The sequence below is a fragment of the Massilia sp. 05N420 genome (assembly GCF_056397205.1).
Window position 1 is genome coordinate 1 of the sequence record NZ_JBFTMX010000013.1, and the last position, 16254, is coordinate 16254.

The following is a 16254-nucleotide window of genomic DNA, read 5'->3' on the forward strand; positions in this document are numbered from 1 at the left end:
CTTCCTGACCGTCGCCGACGGCAGCGTGATCCACTACAAGGACTGGGGCAGCGGCCAGCCGGTCGTGTTCAGCCACGGCTGGCCGCTGCAGGGCGACGCCTGGGAAGACCAGATGTTCTTCCTCGCCTCCCACGGCTACCGCGTGATCGCCCACGACCGCCGCGGCCACGGCCTGTCCAGCCAGCCCTGGGGCGGCAACGACATGGACCACTATGCGGACGACCTGGCGGCCCTGCTGAACCACCTCGACCTGAAGAACGCGGTGCTGGTCGGCCACTCGACCGGCGGCGGCGAAGTGACCCGCTACCTTGCCCGCCACGGCAGCAAGCGCGTGGCGAAGGCGGTGCTGGTCGGCGCGGTGCCGCCGCAGATGGTAAAGTCCGCCACCAACCCGAACGGCCTGCCGATGGAAGTATTCGACGGCATCCGCAAGTCGGTGGTGGACGACCGCGCGCAGTTCTTCATGGACCTGACCCTGCCCTTCTACGGCTACAACCGTCCGGGCGCCAAGGTCTCGCAGGGCGTGCGCGACACCTTCCGGGCCCAGGGCATGCAGTGCGGCCTGAAGAATGCCTACGACTGCATCAAGCAGTTCTCGGAGACCGACTTCAGCGCCGACCTGAGGAAGATCGACGTGCCGACCCTGATCGTGCACGGCGACGACGACCAGATCGTGCCGATCGACGCCTCGGCGCGCGCGGCGGCGAAGCTGGTGAAGCGGTCGACCCTGCTGGTCTACGAAGGTGCGCCGCACGGCCTGCCGACCACCCACAAGCATCGCCTCAACGCCGACCTGCTCGCCTTCATCAAGGCCTGACCTATCCTTTGGTATAGCTGGACCGCAGGCCGCCCGCGCCCGAGAATGGGGCGGCCTGCGCCAGCGCGCAGGCACCCGCCTGCCACAGCCGGAGCACCCACATGGACAACTCAACGATCTCCCTGGTCATCGCGGATGACCACCCGCTCATCCTCGCCGGTATCGCCACCCTGATCGAGGCCGAACCGGAACTGGTCCTGCTCGGCCAGGCCACCGACGCCGACGGCGCTGTCGAGCAGTACGAGCGCCTGCGGCCCGACGTGCTGCTGGTCGACCTCAACATGCCGGGCGGCGGCCTGGAGGCGATCGCACGGGTACGTGCCCGCCATCCGGACGCGAAGATCGTGATCCTCACCACCTACGAAGGCGACGAGGACGTGCACCGCGGCCTGGCCGCCGGCGCTTCCGGCTACCTGCTGAAGCAGTCGGGTTTCGAGGAGATCGTCGACTGCGTGCGCCACGTGCTCAGGCAGGGCCGCTACCTGCCGCCGCGCCTGGCCGAAAAGCTGGCCGCGCGCATCCATACCAGCCCGCTGTCGCGGCGCGAACTCGACATCCTGGCCCACCTCAGCGCCGGCAAGAGCAACAAGCTGATCGCCCGCGATGCCGGCATCGGCGTCGGCACCGTGAAGTACCACATCAACAACATCCTGACCAAGCTGAACGTCACCTCGCGCACCGAGGCGGCCAGCGTCGCCCAGCGGCGCGGCCTGCTGCATCCCTTTTAAACACGGAGCATTCATGCAATCAAGCGCCCCCCTCATCCTCTTCAACGGCTGCTTCCACACCGTCGACCGCCAGAATCCCCAGGCCAGCGCGGTCGCGATCCAGGACGGCAAATTCCTCGCCGTCGGCGATACCGACGAAGTGATGCGCCACCGCGCGCCGGACAGCAAGGTGATCGACCTGAACGGCCGCACCGTCATTCCGGGGCTGAACGACTCCCACCTGCACCTGATCCGCGGTGGCCTGAACTACAACCTCGAACTGCGCTGGGAAGGCGTGCCCTCCCTGGCCGACGCCCTGCGCATGCTGAAGGAGCAGGCCGACCGCACCCCGAATCCGCAGTGGGTGCGCGTGGTGGGCGGCTGGAACGAATTCCAGTTCGCCGAAAAGCGCATGCCGACCATCGAGGAGATCAATGCCGCGGCGCCGGACACGCCGGTGTTCGTGCTGCACCTGTACGACCGCGCACTCCTGAACCGCGCGGCCCTGCGCGCGGTCGGCTACGACCGCAACACGCCGAATCCGCCGGGCGGCGAGATCGTGCGAGACGCCCAGGGCAATCCGACCGGCATGCTGATCGCCCGCCCCAACGCCATGATCCTGTACGCGACCCTGGCCAAGGGCCCGGCCCTGCCGCACGACCTGCAGGTGAACTCGACCCGCCAGTTCATGCGCGAACTGAACCGCCTGGGCGTGACCAGCGCCATCGATGCCGGAGGCGGCTTCCAGAACTATCCGGAAGACTATGCCGTCATCGACGAGCTGGCGAAGGAGAACCAGCTGACCATCCGCATCGCCTACAACCTGTTCACCCAGAACAAGGGCAAGGAGCTGCAAGACTTCGAACAATGGACCGGCATGGTCAAGCCGGGCGACGGCAGCGACTTCTACCGCCACAACGGCGCTGGCGAGATGCTGGTGTTCTCGGCCGCCGACTTCGAGGACTTCCTGCAGCCGCGTCCGGACCTGCCGCCGGGCATGGAGGACGAGCTGGAAAAGGTCGTGCGCCACCTGGTGGCCAGCCGCTGGCCCTTCCGCCTGCACGCGACCTACGACGAGTCGATCTCGCGCATGCTGGACGTGTTCGAGAAGGTCGACCGCGAGATCCCCTTCGACGGCCTGTCCTGGTTCTTCGACCATGCCGAGACCATCAGCCCGCGCAACATCGAACGCGTGAAGGCCCTCGGCGGCGGCATCGCGATCCAGCACCGCATGGCTTTCCAGGGCGAGTTCTTCGTCGAACGCTATGGCGCGGAAGCCGCCAAGGCCACGCCGCCGGTGGCGCGCATGCTGGAGATGGGCGTGCCGGTCGGCGCCGGCACCGACGCCACCCGCGTGGCCAGCTACAACCCCTGGACCGCGCTGTACTGGCTGGTGTCCGGCCGCACCGTCGGCGGGCTGCGCCTGTACGACGCCGGCCAGCGCCTGCCGCGCGAGACCGCCCTCGAACTCTGGACCAATGGCAGCGCCTGGTTCTCCAGCGAACAGGGCAAGAAGGGCCGCATCCGCGAGGGCATGCTGGCCGACCTGGCGGTGCTGTCCGGCGACTTCTTCCGCGTGCCTGAAGACGAGATCAAGGGCCTGGAATCGGTGCTGACCATCGTCGGCGGCAAGGTCGTGTTCGGCCAGGCCGAGTTCACGCCGCTGGCGCCGCCGCCGATCCCGGTGCTGCCGGAGTGGTCGCCGGTGAACAAGGTGGCCGGCCACTGGCGCCGCGCGGCGCCCCAGCCGGCGGCCGCGCTGGCCCACCAGTGCCAGGGTCCATGCGGCGTGCACGGCCACGGCCACGACCGGGCGCGCCGCTCGAACGTGCCGGTGTCCGACTTCCAGGGCTTCTGGGGCGCCTTCGGCTGCAGCTGCTTCGCGTTCTGACTACGACTATCGTATGAAGGACTAAGGGCCGACTGGCCGGATAATGGGGCGAACCGCAACAAGGAAAGCTCCCATGAACCTGGCCCAGAAAACCGCCCCGTTCCCTCTATCGTTCGCCGGCCTGTCCCGGCTACGGATGCCGGTCCTGGCGCTGCCGGACAGCGGCACCTCCGGCATCCCCGTTGCGGTGCCGGAACGCAGGCCGCGCGGGGGCAATGTTGGCGAGATCGCCTGCTCCCAGGCCTGGGAGCGGATCCGCCGGCTCACGCCGGCACGCTGGCTCGATCTGCCGGCGGCGCAGCAGCAAGGCGCCCAGGATCCCGCCTTCCTGCTGCAGGCGCTGACGGCGGCCGGCGCGCCCCATCCCGCGATCGCTTCCGAAGTCGAGCATGCGCTGCTGCGCGGCGCCGGCAGCGCCACCGCCTTGGCCATGGTGACGCTCGGCGCCCTCGCCCATGCCCGTTACGGCGGCGGCGAGGCGGCGCTGGAACTGGCCCGCGCCGGCCTCCAGTGCGCCGCACGCAGGGACGACGGCCACGCCGGCCTGGCGCATGCGGTGCATGCGGCGCTGCTGACGCCGGCGAACGAGGGCTTGGCACGCGCCGCCGCTCTGCTCGCCGGGCTTTGCCATGGCCAGTCCCTGGCCGCGGCCGCCGGCAGCTATCTGTACGGCGCCGGGCTCGTTTCCGGCATGCCGGTGCCCGAGCTGGCACACCACCTCGACATGGCCTGCCGCCAGGCGCTGGCCGGCCAGGCCGCCGATGCCGCGGTCCAGGAACTCGAATCCCGCGCCAGCCTGCTGCGCGGCCTCCTGTCGCACCAGGGCGGCGCCATCCTCGAGCGCCTCTGCACGGTGCGCGCACCAAGCCAGGAGGGCCGCTTCGGCCACTGGCTGACCCGGCTCCAGGCGGCGTGGTATGCGGGCGAGCATGCGCTGGCGCTGCGCGCAGTGGAAGAAGCCGGAGCCCTGAGCGGTCCATTGAGCGCGCCCGGAGACCTGCTGGTCTACCACGTGTTCGCCGTCCTTGTCCTGTCCCGCTGCGGCGACCCGTTCACGCTCGACGCGCTGCGCCGCCACGGCGATGCGCTGACGGCGCTCGACACGCGCTGCCGGGCCAGCCATGGTGCGATGGCTGCACTGGCGGATGCCGCCATCGAGCGCCGCCGCAGCCAGCCGCTCGGCGCGCTACGGGGCTTCGAACGGGCCGCGGCACTCGCCACCGGCGCGAAACTGCACTGGCTCGCCGTCCTCGCCAGCGAGCAGGCCGCTGGACTGGCCGAGGACTGCGGCCTGGACTCGGCCGCCCACCAGTATCGCCAGCAGACGCTGCTGGCCTGCCGGCGCTGGGGCGCGCTCGGGCATCTCGAAGCCTTGCGGGCGAAGTGGAACGAAGCCGCGCAGGAAACGGACGGCGGCTGCGATCTGGGCCAGTCGGTCGCGCATGAACTCAACCAGCCGCTGGCGGCCGTCGCCCTGCACGCGGCGGCCGCCGCCAAATGGCTGCGCCGCGCCCAGCCGGACGTCGAGCGGGCCCTCGATTCCCTGGCCCTTATCGGCGCCGCCGGCCGGCAGGCCGGGAATATCGTGCGCGGCCTGCAGCGCCTGGCGGCCGGCATGGACATGGAAACCGACAGCGTGGTGCTCGACCGCGCCGTGCGCGAAACGGCGCAGTTGCTGCGCCGGCTGCTGCGCAAGCACGGCATCGAGCTCGATCTCGTGCTCGGCCTGGGCGAGCGCAGCATCGAGGCCAACCGCGTCCAGCTGCAGCAGGTGCTCACCAACCTGGTCGTCAACGCCGCCGAGGCCCACGCCGCCGCGGGGCTGGATGGAGCGCGCCGCATCCGCATCGAGACCGTCGCCCGCGGCGGCCATGCGGTCGAACTGGCGGTGAGCGACAACGGTCCGGGCATCGCTCCCGCCCACCGCGAGCGCCTGTTCACCAGCATGTTCAGCACCAAGCGCGGCAGCAGCGGCAACGGCATGGGCCTGTCGATCAGCCTGTCGATCGCGCGCGCCCACGGCGGCCATATCTGGTACGAGCCCTGCGCGCCGCGGGGCGCCTGCTTCCGCCTGCGGCTTCCGGTGTAATATCCGAAGGCTATGCACACTCCAGTTACAACACCGATCCGCGTGATGGTGGCCGACGACCATCCGATGATGCGCGAGGGGATCGCCGCCGCCCTGCTGGCCGAGGGCGACATCGAGATCGTCAGCACCGCCGCCAACGGCGCCGAGGCGATCGCCGACTTTGCCCGCCACCGTCCCGACGTCTCCCTGGTCGACCTGCAGATGCCGGTAAAGGACGGGCTCGAAGCCATTATCGGCATCCGCGCCCTGCATCCGGACGCGCGCATCGTCGTGCTGACCACCTTTAGCGGCGACGCGCGCGTGGTGGCGGCGCTGAAGGCCGGCGCCGCCGCCTACCTGCTGAAGGACGCACCCGGCACCGCCCTGGCCCAGGCGGTCCGCAACGTCTACAAGGGCGCCAGCGTGATCGCCCCGCTGGCCCAGCGCGACGTCGACAGCCACCATCGGGCCGACGCGCTGTCGCCGCGCGAGCTCGACGTGCTGCGCCTGGCCGCCGACGGCAACACCAACCGCGTGATCGGAGAAGCGCTCGGCATCAGCGAACCGACGGTGAAGACCCACATGAGCACCATCCTGGTCAAGCTGGGCGCCAGCGACCGCACCCACGCGGTCACGCTCGCCCTCAAGCGCGGCTACATCAGCCTGTGAGAGCGGGCCAAGGAGCGCCGGTGTATCCCTTCGTATAGCTAGGCCGGCGTGGGCGCGCCATCCACAATGCAGGAGGGCCGCACAGCAGCGGCATCATCCACCTCCTGAAAGGAAGCAGACATGAGCGCCAACCGCACCATCGATACCGTCACCGCGCGTGACGGCACCATCATCCACTTCACCGACTGGGGCCACGGTATTCCCGTGGTGTTCAGCCACGGCTGGCCGCTGTCCGGCGATGCCTGGGAAGACCAGATGATGTACCTGGCCGAACACGGCTACCGCGTAATCGCCCACGACCGCCGCGGCCACGGCCGCTCCAGCAAGGCCTGGCACGGCAACGACATGGACACCTATGCCGATGACCTGGCCACCCTGCTGGACACCCTGGACATCACCGGCGCCACCCTGGTCGGCCACTCGACCGGCGGCGGCGAAGTCGCCCGCTACATCGGCCGCCACGGCACCGGCCGCGTCGCCAGGGCGGTGCTGGTCGGCGCCGTCACCCCGCAGATGATGGCTTCGCCGAACAATCCGGACGGCGTGCCGATGTCGGTCTTCGACGGCATCCGCGACGGCGTCAGGAACGACCGCGCCCAGTTCTTCCTCGACCTGACCATGCCCTTCTTCGGCTTCAACCGCCCGGGCGCCAAGGTCTCGGAAGGCATGCGCCAGTCCTTCCTGATCCAGGGCCTGCAGTGCAGCCTGAAGAGCGCCTACGCCTGCATCAAGCAGTTCTCGGAAACCGACTTCACCGAAGACCTGAAAAAGATGACGGTGCCGACCCTGGTGATCCACGGCGACGACGACCAGATCGTGCCGCTGGCCACCACCGCCCGCCGCGCCGTCGAACTGCTGCCGCAGGGCCGCCTGTCGGTCTACGAGGGTGCCGGCCACGGCCTGCCGTCCACCCACAAGGACCGGCTCAACGCCGAGCTGCTGGCCTTCCTGCGCGGCTGATCCCAGCTCCCGGCGTCAACCCCTGGCCGCCGCCTTCCGCTCGCGCACATCGATATACGCGACGATCATGAAGGCGCCGGCCAGGCCGAGGTGTTCGAAGAAGCCGTTCTCGGACATCGTGCGGGCGGCCCCGGCCAGTTCCCAGAATCGGTTGGCCAGCAGGTTGGCCGCCAAGGTGAACAGTGCCAGGTAGGCGGCGCCCAGCCAGCGTCGGAACCCGCAAAGGATCAGCAGCGCCCCGCCAAGCTCACCGAGGATGGTGAGGAAGGCGAGCGGCGCGGCGGGCGACAGGCCGAAGTGATGCATCTCGGCGACCGCCGCCGGAAAATCCAGGGCCTTCTCGATCCCGCCCTGCAGGTAGGCGGAACATAACAACAGCAGAAAACACCAGTAGGCGATGGCGGGACGGCGGTCGGCGCGACCGGTGGGAATGGCGGGTGCGGATTTGGAATACATGGCGGATCCTGAAAGTGTCGTGTGGAGGGAGGTCGGGCGACGGGCCCTGTTTCGATGATAGAAGCCCGCAGCCGCTTGCGCCCCTGTCCTTGGACAGGCCGCTATCCTTACACCCGCGCCGCCCCCACGTGCGCCGCCCGCCCGGCACGCCAGCCGTTGAAGCCGGCGATCGCCCCCAGCACCACGAACAGCAGGGCGCACCAGCCGAAGCCGCCGGTCTGGCCGCGGATCAGCCCCACCACCAGCGGCCCGCTCGCCGCCAGCAGGTAGCCTACGCATTGCGCCATGCTGGACAGCTGCGCCGCCACCTGGGGATCGCCCGAACGCAGCACGATGACGGTCATGGCCGCGGCGATCAGGCCGCCCTGGCCGACGCCCTGCAGCACCGCCCACAGCCAGACCGTGGACAGCGGCGCGAACAGCAGGCCGATCAGCGCGACCACCGCGATCGCGGACAGCGCCAGGTTGATCAGGCGCTGGTCCTTGCCGCGCACGGCGATGTGCGGCACCGCCAGGCAGGACATTGCCTGGACCATGACCGACATCGAGACCACGCTGCCGGCGAGGACGGGATCGAGGCCGCGCTCGCGCAGGATCGGCACGAGCCAGCCGAACACGCTGTAGGCCAGCGCGGACTGGAAGCCCATGAACAGGGTGACGTTCCACGCGAGCCGGTCGCGCCACAGTCCCTTGATGTGGGCGCCGCCGCCCGCCGGCCGCTGCGCCCCCTGCCCGAGCTGCGGCAGCCAGACGAGGGCGACGACGGCCGCCGGCAGCGCCCACGCGGCCAGCGCGCCGTGGATCGAACCGCCCAGCAGCCTTTCGATGGGCAGGGTCAGGCCGGCGGCGCTGGCGGCACCGCCGCACAGCGCCATCGTGTACAGCCCGGTCATCAGCGCGCTCCGGTGCGGGAAGTCGCGCTTCACCAGTCCCGGCAGCAGCACGTTGCCGACCGCGATGCTGGCGCCGGCCAGGGCGGTGCCGAGGAACAGCGCCGGCAGCGGCGCCAGTCCGCGCAGCGCCGTGCCCAGGGCCAGCAGCAGGAGCACGCCCAGCATGGTCCTTTCGGCGCCGATGCGGCGCGCCAGCCGCGGCGCCAAGGGCGAGAACAGCCCCAGGCACACCACCGGAAGCGTGGTCAGCACGCCCGCGCCGAAGGCCGACAGCTGCAGCTCGCTCTTCAGTTCCGGCAGCAGGGCCGAGGCGCTGGAGAACAGCGGGCGCAGGTTGAAGGCGATCAGCACCAGGCTCGCGCCGAGGAAGGCGCGGGCCGCGCGGCTGCGCCCCACGCCGCTCAATGCGCGGCGCCCGCGGAGCTGCGCGCCGCGGCCGATCCGGAAGATTCGGCCGAGCCGGCCGATTCGGGCCGCTGCGGCTCGCCCCAGTGCTTGACCAGCAGCGCCAGCGTGGCCAGCACGCCGGCCACCGCGATCGTCGCGAAGATGCCTTCGAAGCCGACCTGGCGGCGCGACAGTTCGGCCACCAGGAAGGAGCCGGCGACGCCGCCGAAGCGGCCCACGCCCATCATCCAGGCGACGCCGGTGGCCCGGCCCTGGGTAGGATAAAAGGCCACGGCCAGCGCCGGCAGCGAGGACTGGGCCGTATTCATCAGGGTGCCGGCGATGAAGACCACCGCCATCAGCAGGCCGGTGCTGCCGGCCGACAGGCCGATCGCGTAGATGCTCAGCGCGCTCAGGCTGAAGCACAGCGCGATCACGCGGTTGGCGCTGAAGCGGTCCATCAGCCAGCCGAGGAAGATGGCGCCGACGCCGCCGAGCGGGAACAGCGAGGCCGCCAGCGTGGCCGTGCGCGCATCCAGGCCGGCTTCCTTGAACAGGATCGGCATCCAGTTGATGAGGGAATAGAAGATCACCAGGCCCATGAAGTAGGCCAGCCAGATCATCACTGTGCCGACGATGAAGGGACGCGACAGGATGACGCGCAGGCCGCTGCCGGCGACGGACGGCGCTGCCTTCTCGGCCATGCTGAACGAGGCCGCCTGCGCTGCCGCCGGCGAGATGCGCTGCAAGGCGGCGCGGATGCGCGCGGCGGGATGACGCCTTGCGACCATATAGCGCACCGATTCCGGCAGGCGCGCCAGCATGACGGCCGCCAGCACGACCGGCACCGCGCCGCCCAGCAGCAGCACGCTGCGCCAGCCCCACTGCGGAATCATCCAGGCAGCCAGGAAGCCGCCCAGCGCCGCGCCCAGCGGGAAGCCGCAGAACATCGCATTGGTCAGGGTCGCGCGGCGCTGGTCCGGGCAGTACTCGCTCATCAGGGTGACCGCGTTCGGCATCGCGGCGCCCAGCCCGAGGCCGGTCACGAAGCGCAGGATGGTGAGCTGGGTCAGGTCGGCCGAAAAGGCCGCCCAGGTGCAGGCGGCGCCGAACAGGGCCACGGCCGCCACCAGCACGGTCTTGCGGCCGAAACGGTCGGCGCAGGGGCCGGCGGTCAGGCCTCCGGCGGCCAGTCCGAACAGGGCCGCGCTGAGCACCGGCGCCAGCGCCGCCTTGCTGAGGCCCCATTCCTTGAGCAGGGATGGGGCGATGAAGCCGATCGCGGCGGTGTCGAAGCCGTCCAGCAGCACGATCAGGAAGCAGATCGCGAAGATGGTCCACTGGAAGCTCGAGAAACGGTGGCGGTTGAGGAAGTCCTGGACGTCGACCGCTTGGACGTCTTTCTGCATGGTTGTCTCCTTCGGGCGGTCCCGCCGGTGGCCGGCCGCGTTTTATGTCGTATGCCTGACGGCTCTACTTTATAACAGTTCAGAAGGCGCCGACGTAGTTCTCCGCCAGCGCGGTGCTGAGGGCGCGCGAGGCCACCACGTTCTCGAGCTCCGCCAGCTGCACTTCGCGGTCGAAGGGCGAGGCGTCCTCGAAGGTGTGCAGCAGGCGCGTCATCCACCACGAGAAGAACTCGGCGCGCCAGATTCGCTTGAGCGCCTCGCTCGAATAGCGTTCCAGGCCCTCCTCGCTGCCGCCGCGGTAGAAGCTGTCGAGGGCACGCGACAGCAGCTTGACGTCGGAGATCGCCAGGTTCATGCCCTTGGCGCCGGTCGGCGGCACGATGTGGGCGGCGTCGCCGGCCAGGAACAGGCGCCCCGAGCGCATCGGCGCGCACACGAAGCTGCGCATGCCGATGATCCCCTTCTGGAAGATCCTGCCTTCCTTGAGCTTCCAGCCGTCGTCGCTCTCGAGGCGCGCATGCAGCTCGGCCCAGATGCGGTCGTCCGACCAGTTGTCGACGTGGTCGCGCGGATCGCACTGGAAGTACAGGCGCTGCACGGTCGGCGAGCGGGTGCTGACCAGGGCGAAGCCGCGTTCGTGGCGAGCGTAGATCAGTTCTTCCGACGAGGGCGCCGACTCGACCAGGATGCCGAACCAGCCGAAGGGATAGGTGCGCTGGAAATCCTGGCGTACCGTCGCCGGGATCATGGGGCGCGACACGCCGTGGAAGCCGTCGCAGCCGATCACGAAGTCGGCCTCGATGCGGTGCGCCACGCCGCCGTGCATGAAGCCGACCGCCGGCCGCTCGCCGTCGATGCCGGCGATCTCGACCTGGCTGGTCTCGAACAGCAGCTCGCCGCCGGCGGCCAGGCGGGCCGCGACCAGGTCGATGATGACCTCGTGCTGGGGATAGACGGTGATCGACTTGCCGGTCAGGCCGTGCAGGTCGATGCGGTGGCGGCGGCCGCCGAAGGCCAGTTCGATCCCGTGGTGCAGCGCGCCTTCACGGCGCATCCGCTCGCCGACGCCGGCTTCGCTCAGGATGTCCATGCTGCCCTGTTCGAGCACGCCGGCGCGGATGGTGGCTTCGATGTCGGCGCGGCTGCGCGATTCCAGCACGACCGACTCGATGCCGTTCAGGTGCAGCAGGTGGGAAAGCAGAAGGCCGGCGGGGCCGGCGCCGATGATGGCGACCTGGGTACGCATGATGATGTCTCCGTTTATGTGTTCTGGTTGACATCATCCTAGTGCGGCGGCGGCCCGATATGAATGGATGAAAATGGAAAAAACTTGTACTATTTTTTCATTCGACTCCAACCGTCCCGATCTTCGCCATGCCTTCCGCCCTCAAGCTGCCGTCCGCCGCCATCCCCCAGTTCGCCCTTTACGGCGAGCTGACAAGGGGCCTTGACGCTGAGGGCGTGCACGTCGAACTGATCGAGACGCGCAGCCGCGGCTACGACTGGCATATCGGCATCCATACCCACGCCGGTCTGTTCCAGGTACTTTTTTTATTCGGCGGACGCGTAAGGGCCACCCTCGGCGGCGAAGTCTGCGAACTCGACGGCCCGGTCGCGCTCACCATCCATCCTTCGCTGGCCCATGGTTTCGAATTTTCCGAAGAGGCCTACGGCTACGTCCTGACGATCGACCAGAACATGCTGTTCGCCGCCGCCGGCCAGGACGGCAACCTGTTCACCTCATTGTTCGTGGAGCCGCTCGCCATCGGGCTCGGACCGGTGCCGGAAGCGCGCGAGCGCATCGAGGCGCTGCTGCGCAACCTGATCGCGGAAGCGGCCTGGCCGCGCCAGGGCCATACCCTGATGCTCGACTGGCTGTCGCGCTGCGTGCTCTTGACGCTGGCGCGGGTGCAGGCCGAACGGCGCATCGCAGAAAGCTCGGGCCGCAATGACTTCGAGCTGTTCAGCCGCTTCCGCACCGAGATCGAGCGCCGCTACAAGGAGCAGTGGCGGGTGCCGCAATACGCCGACGCGCTGCGCGTGGCGCCGGTGCGCCTGAACCGCCTGTGCCTGAAAATCGCCGGCAAGACGGCCTTCGAGATGACCCAGGAACGCCTGATGCTGGAGGCCTGCCGCAAGCTGACCTATGTGCCGGCGGGCGTGGCCGGCATCGCCTATGAGCTGGGATTCCAGGATCCGGCTTACTTCAGCCGGCTGTTCAAGAAGCTGGTGGGAATGACGCCGAAGGAGTACCGGCAGCGGACGCAGGCGGACGAATGAACCGTCGTCCCCGCGAAGGCGGGGATCCAAGTTTGCGTGAGCACCTGCAAGTTCAAACGCTACAGGTATGCGCCAAACTTGGGTCCCCGCCGGCGCGGGGACGACGTGGAGATCACGCGGGCACGACGGGGTAAGCTACAACATCGCCCCCAACTCCACCTGCGTCTTGATCATCGCCGGCAAACACCGCTCCACCATCTGCTCCACCGGCAGCCGGCCCGCGTGCACGCTCACGTTCATGGCCGCCACAACGTCGCCGCGGAAGTTCCGCAGCGGGACCGAGATCGTGCGCAGGCCCAGCTCCAGCTCCTGGTCGACCAGGGCATAGCCTTGCGCCCGGGCGCGCGCGATCTCGAGCGCCAGGCGTTCCTTGTCGACGATCGTGTGCCGGGTGATCTGCTCGGGCGTGGCCTGGGCCAGGAAACGCTCGATGTCGGCCTGCGGCAGGGAGGCCAGCAGCATGCGCCCGTTGGCCGTGCAATAGGCCGGCACCCGGGTGCCCGGCTGCAGGGTGGCCGAGACCAGGCGTCCGGCGCTGACCGCCGCCACGCAGACCAGCTGGTCGTGGTCGAGCACTCCGACCGAGGCCGCCTCGCCCAGCGAATACGCGAGACGGTACAGCGGCGGCTGGGCGATGCGCGGCAGGCGCGCCGAGTGCAGGTAGGACTGGCCGAGGCGCAGCACCGCCGGGGTCAGCGAGAACAGCTTGTTCTCGTGCCGCATATAGCCCAGGTGGGTGAGCGTGATCAGGTAGCGGCGCGCCGCCGCCCGCGTCAGGCCGGTGGCCTCGGCCACCTCGGCGATCGACAGGCGCGAGCGCTCCTGGTCGAAGGCTTCGATCACCTTCAGGCCTTTTTCGAGGCCGCCGACGAGGTCCCGCTCCAGCGGCGCGTCAGGTTTTTCGCTCATATGCAAATTGGCAGGGGTTTTGTGCGAGTATCGCACAAAGTGCGCGCATAGTGAACGCTGCAGCACTTTGCCGGCTTGTCGCTGCCGCCGTCCTTCCCTACCATCGTTTGCACAACAACCCCTCCCAAGGAGACTCGCTGTGAAATTCGATGCCATCGAGCCGGGCGTCTATCCGGAACTCGTCTATCCCGCCTATAAATCGACCGTCAAGCGCGGCCCGCTCCAGCCCAACCTGCGCATCGAGGCCCCGACGCCCGTCACGCGCAACATCGTCGCCGGTCCCCACATCCTGCTGCCGAACGACACCGACCTGACCGCCCACGGCCAGGGCGAGCCGCTGGGCGAGAAGATCGTCGTCACCGGCCGCGTGGTCGACGAGGACGGCAAGCCGGTGCGCAACTCGCTGGTCGAAGTCTGGCAGGCCAATTCGGCCGGCCGCTACTGGCACAGCAAGGACCAGCACGCGGCGCCGCTGGACCCGAACTTCCACGGCCTGGGCAAGATGCTGACCGACGACGACGGCCGCTACCGCTTCGTCACCATCAAGCCCGGCCCCTACCCCTGGGGCAACCACGACAAGGCCTGGCGTCCGGCCCACATCCACTTCTCGCTGTTCGGGAACGTGTACGCGCAGCGCCTGGTGACCCAGATGTACTTCCCGAGCGACCCGCTGTTCGACTACGACCCGATCTTCCAGAGCGTTCCTGACGAAGCCGCGCGCCAGCGCCTGATCTCGCGCTTCAGCCTCGAGCACACGGTCGGCGCCGAGATGCTCGGCTACGAATTCGATATCGTCCTGCGCGGACGCGACTCTACCCCTATGGGCCTGTAAGGAGAAACCACATGAGCAACAGCGTGAGCAAAATCACGACTTCCCAGACCGTCGGCCCGTTTTCCCACGAAGCCTGGCAGTGGGCCGCCGACGCCTGCACGCCCGCCAACCTGAAAACCAGCGGCCCCACCGTCCTGGTCAGCGGCATCATCTACGACGGCGACGGCAACCCGATCAACGACGCCCAGATCGAGGCCTGGACGCCGGATGCCGCGGCGCGCGAAGCCGCGCACATGATCCCGGGCTTCCGCCGCGTGCCGAGCGGCGCCGACGGCGAGTTCAGCATGCGCATCGCCGCGCCCGAGGATGCCGCGCCGGGCGAGCCGCTGGCCTACATCACCGTGTTCGCGCGCGGCCTGGTCAAGCACCAGTTCACCGCCATCTTCCTCGAGGACGCCGCCGGCCTGTCCAATTCCGCGATCCTGGGCCAGGTGCCGGAAGCGCGCCGCGCCACCCTCCTCGCCCGCAAGACCGGCGACGGCCAGTACCACTGGGACATCTGGATGCAGGGCGAGAAGGAAACCGCCTTCTTCGATTATGTATGATGATGCGGCCATGAAAGCCAAGCGACGGGAGCGCCAGTGAGTGTATCGATCTTCGACAGTTTTCTGACCACGCCCGACATGGAAGCCGCCTTCGACGACGCGGCGGTGGTGCAGGCCATGCTCGACTTCGAGGCCGCGCTGGCGCGCGCCCAGGCGGCGGAGGGCCTGATTCCGCAGGCCGCCGCCAGCGCCATCGGCAGCGTCTGCAAGGCGCAACTCTACGACATCCCGGCCCTGGTCCGCGCCGGCCGCCGCGCCGGCAGCCTGGCGATCCCGCTGGTGAAGGAGCTGCAGAAAACCGTGGCGCTGTACGACGAGGAAGCGGCGCGCCACGTGCACTGGGGCAGCACCAGCCAGGATGTGATCGACACCGGCCTGGTGCTGGTGACGCGCGACGCCCTGCGCCTGCTCGACGAGGGCCTGCACGAGCTCTCCGGCCACCTGCTGAAGCTGGCCGAAGACCACCTGTCCACGCCGGTGCTGGCGCGCACGCTGATGCAGCCGGCCCAGGTGACCAGCCTGGGCTTCAAGGCCACCGGCTGGCTGGCGCCGCTCGTGCGCGCACGCGAGCGGATGCGCGAGGCGGCCGCGCGCGGCCTCCAGCTGCAACTGGGCGGCGCCGTCGGCACCCTGGCCGTGATGGGCGAGCATGGCCCGGCGGTGGCGCTGCGGGTAGCCGCCGACCTGCGCCTGCGGGTGGCGGACGCCGCCTGGCACACCCAGCGCGACGAGTGGGTGCGCCTGGGCCTCGAAGTGGCGGTGCTGGGCGGCAGCCTGGGCAAGCTGGCCACCGACCTCGGCCTGATGGCCCAGGGCGAGGTCGGCGAACTGGCCGAGCCGTCCGGGAATGGCCRCGGCGGCTCCTCGGCCATGCCGCACAAGCGCAATCCGGTGTCCACCATGATCGCGCTGGCGGCCGCGCGCCGCACGCCCCAGCATGCAGCGGCCCTGCTGGCCTGCATGGACCAGCAGCACGAACGGGGCCTCGGCAACTGGCAGGCCGAACTGGCCGAATGGCCGCAGATCTTCCTGTCCGTCCACGGCGCCCTGGGCGCGCTCAACGAAGCCTTTGCCGGCCTGGCGGTCGACCGCGAGCGCATGCTGCACAACATCCACGCCCTGCACGGCCTGGTATTCGCCGAGGCGGTATCGAGCTACCTGGCCAGCGCCATCGGCCGGCCGAAGGCGCATGCGCTGCTCGAAGACCTGAGCAGGCGCGCGGCCGCCGGCCCCCAGGGTCTCGACCAGCTGGTACGCGATGCCGTCGCCGCCGATCCGGCGTTGGCCGCCCACGTCGATGCCGCCCGGCTGGCGCGCCTGTTCGATCCGGTGGCAGCCGCCGAACCGGCACGCCGCCTGGCCGAAACCCAGCTGCACGGCCTGCGCCTGTCCATGGACAGGCTGGCAGCCACCCACCCATTTCATGAATGA

The 16254-nt window shown here is 69.4% G+C and carries 15 protein-coding genes; 10 read left to right on the plus strand and 5 right to left on the minus strand.

What is annotated here, in order from left to right; genetic code table 11:
• Positions 1-4 precede the first annotated feature (4 nt).
• The 6 genes from AC1DIX_RS09665 to AC1DIX_RS09690 all read left to right on the plus strand — a co-directional run bounded on the left by AC1DIX_RS09665 (position 5) and on the right by AC1DIX_RS09690 (position 7112).
• Entirely contained in the window at positions 5-817 is an 813-nt protein-coding gene (locus tag AC1DIX_RS09665; protein WP_477324060.1) for an alpha/beta fold hydrolase, read from the plus strand.
• 101 nt (positions 818-918) lie between these two features.
• Positions 919-1545: a response regulator gene (locus AC1DIX_RS09670; protein ID WP_477323890.1), complete on the plus strand. Its 627-nt coding sequence runs from the start codon at positions 919-921 to the stop codon at positions 1543-1545.
• 13 nt (positions 1546-1558) lie between these two features.
• Complete coding sequence (locus tag AC1DIX_RS09675; protein WP_477323892.1) at positions 1559-3415, plus strand: amidohydrolase; 1857 nt, start codon at positions 1559-1561, stop codon at positions 3413-3415.
• A gap of 73 nt (positions 3416-3488) precedes the next feature.
• Positions 3489-5504: an ATP-binding protein gene (locus AC1DIX_RS09680; RefSeq protein ID WP_477323894.1), complete on the plus strand. Its 2016-nt coding sequence runs from the start codon at positions 3489-3491 to the stop codon at positions 5502-5504.
• Positions 5505-5516: 12 nt separating this feature from the next.
• The gene (locus AC1DIX_RS09685; RefSeq protein WP_441933676.1) at positions 5517-6152 is read left to right on the plus strand and encodes a response regulator transcription factor; all 636 of its coding nucleotides are present in this window, start codon (positions 5517-5519) and stop codon (positions 6150-6152) included.
• 120 nt (positions 6153-6272) lie between these two features.
• The gene (locus tag AC1DIX_RS09690; protein WP_477323896.1) at positions 6273-7112 is read left to right on the plus strand and encodes an alpha/beta fold hydrolase; all 840 of its coding nucleotides are present in this window, start codon (positions 6273-6275) and stop codon (positions 7110-7112) included.
• Between the two features lie 15 nt (positions 7113-7127).
• Here AC1DIX_RS09690 and AC1DIX_RS09695 read toward each other — a convergent pair whose 3' ends face one another.
• From AC1DIX_RS09695 to AC1DIX_RS09710, 4 genes are all read right to left on the minus strand, one after another.
• Positions 7128-7568: a DoxX family protein gene (locus tag AC1DIX_RS09695; RefSeq protein ID WP_441933680.1), complete on the minus strand. Its 441-nt coding sequence runs from the start codon at positions 7566-7568 to the stop codon at positions 7128-7130.
• A gap of 107 nt (positions 7569-7675) precedes the next feature.
• Entirely contained in the window at positions 7676-8857 is a 1182-nt protein-coding gene (locus AC1DIX_RS09700) for a CynX/NimT family MFS transporter (RefSeq protein WP_441933888.1), read from the minus strand.
• Between the two features lie 5 nt (positions 8858-8862).
• The gene (locus AC1DIX_RS09705) at positions 8863-10257 is read right to left on the minus strand and encodes an MFS transporter (protein ID WP_477323898.1); all 1395 of its coding nucleotides are present in this window, start codon (positions 10255-10257) and stop codon (positions 8863-8865) included.
• A gap of 79 nt (positions 10258-10336) precedes the next feature.
• Positions 10337-11503 (minus strand): 4-hydroxybenzoate 3-monooxygenase, encoded by a 1167-nt coding sequence (locus AC1DIX_RS09710; protein ID WP_477323900.1) that lies wholly within the window; start codon positions 11501-11503, stop codon positions 10337-10339.
• Between the two features lie 128 nt (positions 11504-11631).
• Here AC1DIX_RS09710 and AC1DIX_RS09715 point away from each other — a divergent pair, with 128 nt between their 5' ends.
• Positions 11632-12537: a helix-turn-helix domain-containing protein gene (locus tag AC1DIX_RS09715; RefSeq protein ID WP_477323902.1), complete on the plus strand. Its 906-nt coding sequence runs from the start codon at positions 11632-11634 to the stop codon at positions 12535-12537.
• 135 nt (positions 12538-12672) lie between these two features.
• On the opposite strand, the gene AC1DIX_RS09720 is transcribed toward AC1DIX_RS09715, so the two are convergent.
• Positions 12673-13446 (minus strand): IclR family transcriptional regulator domain-containing protein, encoded by a 774-nt coding sequence (locus tag AC1DIX_RS09720; protein WP_441933688.1) that lies wholly within the window; start codon positions 13444-13446, stop codon positions 12673-12675.
• A 139-nt stretch (positions 13447-13585) separates the two neighbouring features.
• Between AC1DIX_RS09720 and pcaH the strand changes: the two genes are divergently transcribed.
• From pcaH to pcaB, 3 genes are read left to right on the plus strand one after another with little or no spacing between them, the layout of a single operon-like run.
• The gene (gene pcaH / locus AC1DIX_RS09725; RefSeq protein WP_477323905.1) at positions 13586-14278 is read left to right on the plus strand and encodes a protocatechuate 3,4-dioxygenase subunit beta; all 693 of its coding nucleotides are present in this window, start codon (positions 13586-13588) and stop codon (positions 14276-14278) included.
• An 11-nt stretch (positions 14279-14289) separates the two neighbouring features.
• Entirely contained in the window at positions 14290-14823 is a 534-nt protein-coding gene (locus AC1DIX_RS09730) for a peptidase associated/transthyretin-like domain-containing protein (protein WP_477323907.1), read from the plus strand.
• Between the two features lie 36 nt (positions 14824-14859).
• Positions 14860-16254, plus strand: a complete 1395-nt coding sequence (gene pcaB / locus AC1DIX_RS09735; RefSeq protein ID WP_477323909.1) for a 3-carboxy-cis,cis-muconate cycloisomerase — start codon at positions 14860-14862, stop codon at positions 16252-16254.

What these genes read in the sequence shown, in the direction of transcription:
- AC1DIX_RS09680 (WP_477323894.1), top strand. Translation starts at nt 3,489, where the DNA reads ATGAACCTGGCCCAGAAAACCGCCCCGTTCCCTCTATCGTTCGCCGGC.
- AC1DIX_RS09685 (WP_441933676.1), top strand. Translation starts at nt 5,517, where the DNA reads ATGCACACTCCAGTTACAACACCGATCCGCGTGATGGTGGCCGACGAC.
- AC1DIX_RS09705 (WP_477323898.1), bottom strand. Translation starts at nt 10,257, where the DNA reads ATGCAGAAAGACGTCCAAGCGGTCGACGTCCAGGACTTCCTCAACCGC.
- AC1DIX_RS09730 (WP_477323907.1), top strand. Translation starts at nt 14,290, where the DNA reads ATGAGCAACAGCGTGAGCAAAATCACGACTTCCCAGACCGTCGGCCCG.
- AC1DIX_RS09715 (WP_477323902.1), top strand. Translation starts at nt 11,632, where the DNA reads ATGCCTTCCGCCCTCAAGCTGCCGTCCGCCGCCATCCCCCAGTTCGCC.
- AC1DIX_RS09720 (WP_441933688.1), bottom strand. Translation starts at nt 13,446, where the DNA reads ATGAGCGAAAAACCTGACGCGCCGCTGGAGCGGGACCTCGTCGGCGGC.
- AC1DIX_RS09675 (WP_477323892.1), top strand. Translation starts at nt 1,559, where the DNA reads ATGCAATCAAGCGCCCCCCTCATCCTCTTCAACGGCTGCTTCCACACC.
- AC1DIX_RS09695 (WP_441933680.1), bottom strand. Translation starts at nt 7,568, where the DNA reads ATGTATTCCAAATCCGCACCCGCCATTCCCACCGGTCGCGCCGACCGC.
- AC1DIX_RS09670 (WP_477323890.1), top strand. Translation starts at nt 919, where the DNA reads ATGGACAACTCAACGATCTCCCTGGTCATCGCGGATGACCACCCGCTC.
- AC1DIX_RS09690 (WP_477323896.1), top strand. Translation starts at nt 6,273, where the DNA reads ATGAGCGCCAACCGCACCATCGATACCGTCACCGCGCGTGACGGCACC.
- AC1DIX_RS09710 (WP_477323900.1), bottom strand. Translation starts at nt 11,503, where the DNA reads ATGCGTACCCAGGTCGCCATCATCGGCGCCGGCCCCGCCGGCCTTCTG.